Here is a 7,618-nt window from a genome sequence, read left to right as displayed (position 1 = left end):
TGAAATGGGGATTGATCGTCTTGAGAGTATCGAGAAAGTTCCGGCCGTCCCGGATATAGGTCCGGAAACCGACTTTCATCCAGAGATCGTCGTAGACGGCGAGAGATTCGGCGAGTTTGAGGTTTTCGGCGGAAGACGGAAGATCGAGGGCAATGACGAGGTTCATGGGCAATCCTTCTACCGCCTACGGCGGCGTAATTGGTCTATTGGTTATTGGTATATTAGGATAAGTTCTCTTTAGCCCCAATACACCGATACACCAATATACCAATACACCAATAACTATTTTCGATCGAAACTTCCCCCCAGAGCCAGATGGAGGTTGACGCGGTTGATGAGCCGCTCTTTCATCACCTGGGTGCGCAAGATCTTGGCGTTGATCCATTTGCTCTGGGCCTGGAGGACATCGAGGATGCTCCCCTGGCCGATTTTGTAGTTTTTGTCGGTCATCACGTAGGCGGTTTTGTACTCTGTAGCCATTGTGTTGAGATAGTGGTAGCGACGGGCGAGGTAGCGGTCGTTGGCCAGGGCGTTTTCCACTTCGCGGTAGGCGTTCAAAACCGTCTTTTTGTAGGCGGCGAGGGCTGCTCTCTGGTCGGCGGTAGCGGCGTCGATCTTGGCCTGGATCTTTCCGGCGTCGTAGACGGGCATAAAGAGGCCGCCGATCAGTTTGGCGAGTGTCTGCTGAATCGTATCGACACCGAGCTGTGCGGAGATGCGGATACTGGGCAGGCGCAGCAGGCGCATCGCTTCGGTATTGTGGAAAGCGGAGGCGACACGGTACTGGGCGGCGATGATGTCGGGGCGCCGGTTGAGCAGCTCGAGAGGGACGCCGGCGGGGACGCGGCCCGAGACGGCCCGCAGGTTGTGGGCTTTGATCAGGTTGCCGGGGTAGCGCCCGATCAGCGTCTCCAGGGCCCGGGTATCCTGCTCTCTGGCCATCCGGGCGCTCTGGAGGCCGTCTTCGGCTTCGGCGACCATCCCGCGGATCATATGCACGTCACGCATATTCCCCTGCCCGATCTTCGCCCGCTTTTCGAGGACACTCTGGGCGGTTTTCTGGATCCGGACGAGCTGCGCGTAGAAGTCGGCGATCATCTTGTCCGAACCGAGGAGGAACCATGCTCTGGCGGTGCTGGCCGAGAGGGTCTGGCGTGCCCATTCGTAGTCGGCGAGGGTCGCGACCGTGGTCTCCGCATCGGCGTTGAGTTCGTTGGCGAGGCGGCCCCAGAGGTCCGGCTCCCAGCTCAGGCTGAAGTAGGCGGAAGCGCGGTAGTGGCGGTTGTCGCGATCTTTGTAGTTGTAGTCCCAGTTTCGCTCGAGAGCGTTGCCGTTGATGTCCAGCTGGGGCATCATCCCCGCGTGGGTCAGTTGCATCATCGCCGCGGCTTTTTCGACCCGGCTGGCCGCAAGCATCAGGTCGGGGTTTTGGCGCTGGGCTTCGACGACCAGCTTGTCGAGGGTGGGATCACGGAAGCTCTGCAGCCATCCGTCGCGGACGGGGCCCCCGACGTAGCTGCTGCGATAGTGGGAGGGGGCGTGGGGGCCGGCTTTGCGCACTTCGGCCGTGACGCTCTTGCTCGGGACGACGTTGTGGGCGCAGCCGCTCAGCAGCAGGGCCGCGACCGCCGACGAAGCCAGTAGCGTGGCCGTTTTTTTCTCGACGTTCATTCTCTATCTCTCCTCATCAGTGGAAACGCAGAAAGTAGCTCCATGCCAACATCCGCAAAAGCATCTGCCGGATAATGGCAACATGGGACCAGAACCCCTTCTGGGCTCCGTAGACCGCCACAGTACTGTCGACACCTAGGGGCAGGCCGAGCTGGCTGATGTTTTTATCCAGCTGGATGATCACCGGAATCTGGCCGATAGGCAACTGTTGGCCCAAAGAAGCCATATTTCGGTTGACGGAGAGTTCTCCCTCGGCCAGAGCGGGGATCACCTCTTTGACCTTTCCCTGGAAAGTCCGCCCCGGCGTCGAGACGAAGATCGCTTCGGCGGGATCGCCCTTTTTGATGTTCTTAGCCGGTTCCTGGCCGAAGCCGGCGATCAACGTCGCCGAATCGCTGTTGACGAAGGTCATCACCGGCAACGCGGGAATGGGGACCGCCATCTGGCCGGGACGAACCCGGACGTGGGTGACGTAGCCGTTGGAAGGCGCCCGGACGACGCAGCTGTCCAGATCGAACTGCGCTTTGACCAGTTTGGCTTTGAGCGATGCGACCTCTTTCTCCCATTTGTAGACGTCGAACTTCGATCCTCCGGCGGTCTCGGCCAACTGTTTGGTATCTTTCAGACGCTGCTCGGCGAAGGCCAGCTGCGCCTTGAGATCATCCACCACCGCCTGATAGGGAGTCGGGTCGAGCTTGAGCAGAATCTCCCCTTTTTTGACGGGAACGTTGGGTTTGGCGTCCACTTCGATCACTTTGCCCCGGACGTTGGGGACGATCTGCGTCGTGACGTAGTAGATCCGCGCGCTTTGCGAGCCGGGATGGAAATAGGCCATTCCGGCCAGAATCGTTCCGATCATCACGATCCCGCCGAGGATGGCGGTGGTGAGCGACCATTTGTTGACAGGAATACGGAAGACTTTGAAAACGATCCAGCAAAGTGCCGCATAGGTCAGGAGCATTAAAGTTTCCATCAGGCGGTCCCTCCTTTCTTCCCGTCAACCGGCCCGGTGGACCGGCTCTGTACCTCACCGGCGACATGATGGAGTTTCGCTTCGAGCTCTTCGACCTTTTTTTCGAGCTCCTCGAGCTTTTTGATGTCGGATTTCAACTCTTCCGACGGCTCGATCTGCACCGTTTCGGTCCCCCACCCTTCGCCCGGTTTGTAGAGGTAGGCCCAGATCCAGAGGAAAGGCCAGATCGTGTGCATCAAAAAGAGGCTCACCCACCCCGCCACGTGGATGGCGTCACGGTGGGGATGGTTCCGTTTTTTCGCCATCTCATAAGGAATGTCGTGGATGTAGATAATCGCGTAGACCAGGACAATGGCAACGGTCACGAGGACCCCCAGCGCCACGAAGTCCAGCGTTCTCGGATCGATGGCCATAGATACTCCTTGTTTAGAATTTGTACAGTTTTCGTTAATTATGCCTTAAAAGCACTTAAGGGTCACGTTCAACCCGCCAGGCCCGGCAGAAGCTTCGCCAGGCCGTGGGCGATTATCTGCACACCGATAGCAGCCAGCAGTATCCCCATCAGGTGGATAGCGATGTTGAGCCCCGTCTCCCCCAGCTTTTTCCCGATCGGTTCGGCCTTCCTTATTGAATAGGAGGGCTACCTCGGCCGAATCCCCTCCGGGCACTCCACCTGGACGATCTGCGGCTCTTTCGTATCCAGGCGCCGTGCGGTGAGTTTCCCCTGCCAGAGGCATCCGCTATCCAAGCAGCAGACGTCATTGTTTTCGAAATATCCCAGCGTCGACCAGTGGCCGAAGAGGATCTTCTCCTCGACCCGTTTGCGCACCGGACATTCAAACCAGGGCAGCAGCCCTTTCGCCCGGGTCTTTTTGCCGGGGGCGCCTTTTTGATCGAAGTCTAGGCGGCCGTCGGGGTAGCAGTAGCGCATCCGGATAAAACCCGCAAGCATATAGCGCTGATGTTGCAGATCATCACCTAACGGGTCGAAATGATCCTCGTTTTTCCCCATCATCACCGCCAGCCACTCGCTCGCGCGCTCGCTTTGCAGCTTCTGCATAAGTAGTCGATTGTAATGCAGACTGGTCCCCAGGCCAAACTCCGGTGGAATCCCGGCGTGGGCCATCACGTACCCCAGTTCGTGATCGAGCTGGACAAAAGGGCGCCTGCGCAGCCACTCCAGCCACGGCTCGGAGTTGGGGGCTTCGAGAATCGGATCGAGGGTCGGATTGGACTTTTTGATCCCCCACCAAGCCGCCAGCAATGCGATGTCGTGATTGCCCAGCACCACTCGCAGACTTTTACGGATGCCATAGAGATATTCCAGGACCTCTTTGGACTTCTTCCCCCGGTTGACCAGATCCCCCGCCAGCCAGAGCGTATCGCGCTCCGGATCGAAATCGATCTTCTCCAGTAACCGCATCAGCGGATCGTAGCACCCTTGAATATCGCCGATAGCCCAGATCATTAGCGAACTCCTACGGAGTTCGGATGGAGAATGGAGAATGGAGAATGGAGAATTTCGGGGCGTCGCTTTGCGACGCGACTGACAGGAAGCGGGAATTCATTCCCGCATGCAGGGCTGAAACCCTGCCCCCAATGACCAATAACCAATAACCAATAACTAGTCATTTGTAATCTCCAATTTCTCACCATACTCCCGCACCTTCTCCCCGAAATTCATCGCCGCATAGGCAGGCGACGGAGAGGGCAGATAATCCCTTTCGATCTCGAGATCCCCGAAGTTCCTTTCGAAAAGCTCCTGGGCTTTGCGGCCGGTGAAGAGGATCTTCCGGATCGTGGGGATGCGTCGCAGCAGTCCAGGGATATCGTTGACTTCGATCCCTTTGAGGGAACTGTCGAGGGAGTTTTCCCTCCGGCAGCCGGCGACCATATCCCAAAGCCCGAGTTTCGAGCGCTTGAGCAGCCAGATCTTCTGATCCCGGTTGTTGACCGGATAACCGGTGATTTCCGAGAGGATCGGCCAGAACTGGTTGCGCGGATGGGCGTAGTAGAAAGCTTTCTCGAAAGAGTCGATACTGGGAAAACTCCCCAGGATCAGGATCTCCGTATCGGGAAAGACAATGGGATCGAATGGATGTGCTAATCGTTCTTTCATTTTTATTCACTTTCAAACTGCCATCATATTCTACTTCTACTCGCTACCTACTACGCACTACCCACTCTCACTTACAAGCTTTGCGCATATTCTGCACCATCAGCAACAAAATCGCGACGGCGAAAATCTTGAAATCGAGCTCGCTCCCTTTGTGGGTAGCCAAAAAGGCTTGGCTCTGCGTCATCTTCTCTCCCGCCATCTGCATCGTCACGATGTCGGGCAGATAGTACCAGTTGAACATCGCTCCGGTAAAGATCACGACGAAAGCGGCGGCAATCGTCCATTTGTCCCGCTCTCCCATTTTGTACTTGTACCCCTCGTAGAGAAAGACGAAGAGGATTGTCAGCGTCACCGCGTAACTCAGGAGCACGAAGTTGCGCGTCATTATCAACCCCTCCTGATAGTGGCTCAGAAGATCCGCGCCGAGCCATTGGGCACTGTGGAAGATCACGGGGGCCACTACCGCCCCGGCGTAGAGTACGGCGCCGAGCATCGCGCCCAGCCAGATCAGATAGGCCATCGTGGCGATTCGAAAGTTTTTTTTCATTGTATATCCTTAGTTTTTATTAGTCGTTGGTCTCTAGTCAATAGTCGATAGTGTTTGGTGTCGCCATTGGCGACAATTTAATAAAGGCGTTGCTCCGCAACGCAAACCAACATCCATCATCCAAAATTCACCATCCAAAATCATCTCATTCTCCATTCTCCATCCTCAATTCTCCATCACTATAAATCCCCGATCCAAGCCGGCCAGATCCCTGTAAAAGCGATAGTTTCCGATCCCCTCTTCTTGGAAAAAGCGCTCCATCGGCCCGCGTTGATCGTATCCCATCTCGCAGAGGACGGGAACGCCGCGCTCCCGGGCGAGAAGGACGATCTCTTTGAGCAACCGTGTCCCCTCATCGGGGGCGAAGAGCGCTCTATGGGGTTCGTAGTCTGCCACATTGGGCTCCAGCACGCACCTTTCGGCCACATAGGGGGGATTGGAAATGATCATCTCCGCCGCGGAAGGTTCGACTCCTTCCAGCAGCGAAGTGTGCCGCAATTCGATGCGGTCCTCCAGCTCGAAACGGCGCAGATTTTCCCTCGCCACGGCCAGAGCTTCTTCGCTGATGTCGGTGGCGACGATCCGCAGATCGGGGAAGAGCCGCGCCAGCGTCACCGAAACCGCTCCGCTGCCGACGCCGATCTCGGCGATGCGGTGATAGCCCCTCTCCCGGATCAGTGCCGCCGCTTCGTCGACCAGGATTTCCGTCTCCGGGCGGGGAATCAAAGCCCCGGGAGCGATGAAGAACTCTTCTGCGTAAAAGCTCACCTCGCGGGTGATATACTCCACCGGTTCATAAGCCCGTCGCCGCTCCACGAGGGCGAAAAAGGCTTCCGGCTTTTCCAGGATCTCCCGATCCCGCAGAAGCAGGCGGCTGCGCTCACAGCCCAGATGATACGCCAGCAGAATCTCCGCCTCCAGGCGGGGGCGCTGCGCAACCCCTCTCAGGCGTACGGAGGCTTCGCTCAAAGCTTCAGCGGCCGTCATCGTCCGCATCGTCGATCTGCTCGAGAAATTCGAAGATCCCCTCTTTGGGCAGCTCAGCATCCATATCGACACGCTCCGGGTCGTAGCCCAGAGCTTCGAGGCGTTCGAGGATCGGGGGATGGCTGTAGTAGAAGCGCGAATAGATCGGATCGGATTTGGGGAAAGTTTTGTTCTCTCCCACCAGCTTGAGCAGGGCGGAGATCAGAGATTGTCGTCCCCCCGCCTCGGCCCCGTAACGGTCGGCTTCGTACTCGTTGTGCCGGCTGAGCATGCTCATCAGCGGCGTGTAGACAAAAGCCAGCACCGGAAGCAGCAGAGCGATCGTCGCCAGGGTCACGCCCGCGGTGGGGACGACCCCCATCTCCAGATAGAGCCGCTGGGGCAGATGGCCGAAGATATAGAAGGCGACAAAGAGAAACCCGCCCATCATCGCGATGTTTTTCCAGATGTCCCCGTGTTTGTAGTGGCCCAGTTCGTGGCCCAGTACCGCCAGCAACTCTTTGTCGTTGAGCTTATCCAGCAGCGTATCGAAAAGCACGACCCGCTTGGCCTTTCCCAGGCCGCCGAAGTAGGCGTTGAGCCGGCTGTCGCGCTTGCTGGCATCCATCACGAAGATCCCATCGCTGCGCAGCCCCGCCTCGGCCATCATCTTTTCGATCGCGTCGCGCAGTTCTCCCTCGGGAAGCGGAGTGAATTTGTTGAAAATCGGCGCGATGATCGTGGGGTAGATCACGTTGGCAAGCAGCGCCACGGCGAAAAGCAGCACAAATCCCCAGATCCACCAGTCGCGGAACTCGGCGATCACCCAGGCCAAAACGGCGAGAATGGGCCCTCCGATCACGACAAAGAGGGCAATCGATTTGAGGGTATCGATCAGGTACATCTTCGGAGTCGTTTTGTTAAAGCCGAAGGATTGGTCGATCTTGAATTTGGCGTAGATCTCGAAAGGAAGATTTACCAGCCAGTTGATCCCGAAAAAGGCGAAGAGGAAAAGCACGGCGTTGCCGACACTCTCCTGGATCCCCACGATCCCCTGCAGCCAGCGAAATCCCGCCAACACCCACCAGAGAAAGAGCAGATACTCGACAAAATTCTGGACGATGGCGAGACGCTCTTTGGCGATGGCGTAGTTACCGGCGACAAAATAACGCCCCTGGGGCATCAGCACCGGCTTTCGCCGCTTTTCGACGTTGACATAACCGATCTCCATCACCGAGAGGTAGATTTTGACGAGCGTGTAGAGGGTATAGATTCCGACGATCCAAAGTAGCATCGATGTCCTTTTTCTCTTTCGTAGATAACGAAGCGATAATTTTATACC

9 protein-coding genes are annotated in these 7,618 nt (G+C 57.2%); all 9 read right to left on the bottom strand.

The annotated features are described in order from the left end of the window. Positions 1 to 282: 282 nt before the first annotated feature. The 9 genes from F8I07_RS03990 to F8I07_RS03955 all read right to left on the bottom strand — a co-directional run bounded on the left by F8I07_RS03990 (position 283) and on the right by F8I07_RS03955 (position 7,570). Positions 283 to 1,671, bottom strand: a complete 1,389-nt coding sequence (locus F8I07_RS03990) for an efflux transporter outer membrane subunit (RefSeq protein ID WP_292656027.1) — start codon at positions 1,669 to 1,671, stop codon at positions 283 to 285. A gap of 16 nt (positions 1,672 to 1,687) precedes the next feature. Then, positions 1,688 to 2,644 carry an efflux RND transporter periplasmic adaptor subunit gene (locus F8I07_RS03985; protein WP_292656024.1) on the bottom strand — a complete coding sequence of 319 codons (957 nt, stop codon included), beginning with the start codon at positions 2,642 to 2,644 and terminating at the stop codon, positions 1,688 to 1,690. Beyond that, positions 2,644 to 3,057 carry a DUF3302 domain-containing protein gene (locus F8I07_RS03980; RefSeq protein WP_292656021.1) on the bottom strand — a complete coding sequence of 138 codons (414 nt, stop codon included), beginning with the start codon at positions 3,055 to 3,057 and terminating at the stop codon, positions 2,644 to 2,646. The genes F8I07_RS03985 and F8I07_RS03980 overlap by 1 nt, the downstream gene beginning before the upstream one ends. A gap of 68 nt (positions 3,058 to 3,125) precedes the next feature. Then, the gene (locus F8I07_RS10075) at positions 3,126 to 3,272 is read right to left on the bottom strand and encodes a MarC family protein (RefSeq protein WP_367264408.1); all 147 of its coding nucleotides are present in this window, start codon (positions 3,270 to 3,272) and stop codon (positions 3,126 to 3,128) included. Between the two features lie 12 nt (positions 3,273 to 3,284). Continuing rightward, positions 3,285 to 4,112 (bottom strand): symmetrical bis(5'-nucleosyl)-tetraphosphatase, encoded by an 828-nt coding sequence (locus F8I07_RS03975; RefSeq protein WP_292656019.1) that lies wholly within the window; start codon positions 4,110 to 4,112, stop codon positions 3,285 to 3,287. Positions 4,113 to 4,268: 156 nt separating this feature from the next. After that, on the bottom strand, positions 4,269 to 4,763 hold the full coding sequence (locus F8I07_RS03970) for a DNA-deoxyinosine glycosylase (RefSeq protein ID WP_292656016.1): 495 nt from the start codon (positions 4,761 to 4,763) through the stop codon (positions 4,269 to 4,271). Between the two features lie 67 nt (positions 4,764 to 4,830). Next, positions 4,831 to 5,310 carry a DUF4149 domain-containing protein gene (locus F8I07_RS03965; RefSeq protein WP_292656014.1) on the bottom strand — a complete coding sequence of 160 codons (480 nt, stop codon included), beginning with the start codon at positions 5,308 to 5,310 and terminating at the stop codon, positions 4,831 to 4,833. 165 nt (positions 5,311 to 5,475) lie between these two features. Then, a complete protein-coding gene (prmC, locus tag F8I07_RS03960) occupies positions 5,476 to 6,306 on the bottom strand; it encodes a peptide chain release factor N(5)-glutamine methyltransferase (protein ID WP_292656011.1) in 831 nt (276 codons plus the stop codon). Beyond that, complete coding sequence (locus F8I07_RS03955; protein ID WP_292656008.1) at positions 6,284 to 7,570, bottom strand: M48 family metallopeptidase; 1,287 nt, start codon at positions 7,568 to 7,570, stop codon at positions 6,284 to 6,286. The genes prmC and F8I07_RS03955 overlap by 23 nt, the downstream gene beginning before the upstream one ends. Positions 7,571 to 7,618: the final 48 nt, after the last annotated feature.

Source organism: Nitratifractor sp., assembly GCF_015487065.1.
In the GTDB taxonomy this organism is placed as follows: domain Bacteria; phylum Campylobacterota; class Campylobacteria; order Campylobacterales; family Sulfurovaceae; genus Nitratifractor.
This window is presented reverse-complemented; position numbering and strand designations above follow the sequence as displayed.

What these genes read in the sequence shown, in the direction of transcription:
- F8I07_RS03990 (WP_292656027.1), bottom strand. Translation starts at nt 1,671, where the DNA reads ATGAACGTCGAGAAAAAAACGGCCACGCTACTGGCTTCGTCGGCGGTC.
- F8I07_RS03985 (WP_292656024.1), bottom strand. Translation starts at nt 2,644, where the DNA reads ATGGAAACTTTAATGCTCCTGACCTATGCGGCACTTTGCTGGATCGTT.
- F8I07_RS03980 (WP_292656021.1), bottom strand. Translation starts at nt 3,057, where the DNA reads ATGGCCATCGATCCGAGAACGCTGGACTTCGTGGCGCTGGGGGTCCTC.
- F8I07_RS03975 (WP_292656019.1), bottom strand. Translation starts at nt 4,112, where the DNA reads ATGATCTGGGCTATCGGCGATATTCAAGGGTGCTACGATCCGCTGATG.
- F8I07_RS03970 (WP_292656016.1), bottom strand. Translation starts at nt 4,763, where the DNA reads ATGAAAGAACGATTAGCACATCCATTCGATCCCATTGTCTTTCCCGAT.
- F8I07_RS03965 (WP_292656014.1), bottom strand. Translation starts at nt 5,310, where the DNA reads ATGAAAAAAAACTTTCGAATCGCCACGATGGCCTATCTGATCTGGCTG.
- prmC (WP_292656011.1), bottom strand. Translation starts at nt 6,306, where the DNA reads ATGCGGACGATGACGGCCGCTGAAGCTTTGAGCGAAGCCTCCGTACGC.
- F8I07_RS03955 (WP_292656008.1), bottom strand. Translation starts at nt 7,570, where the DNA reads ATGCTACTTTGGATCGTCGGAATCTATACCCTCTACACGCTCGTCAAA.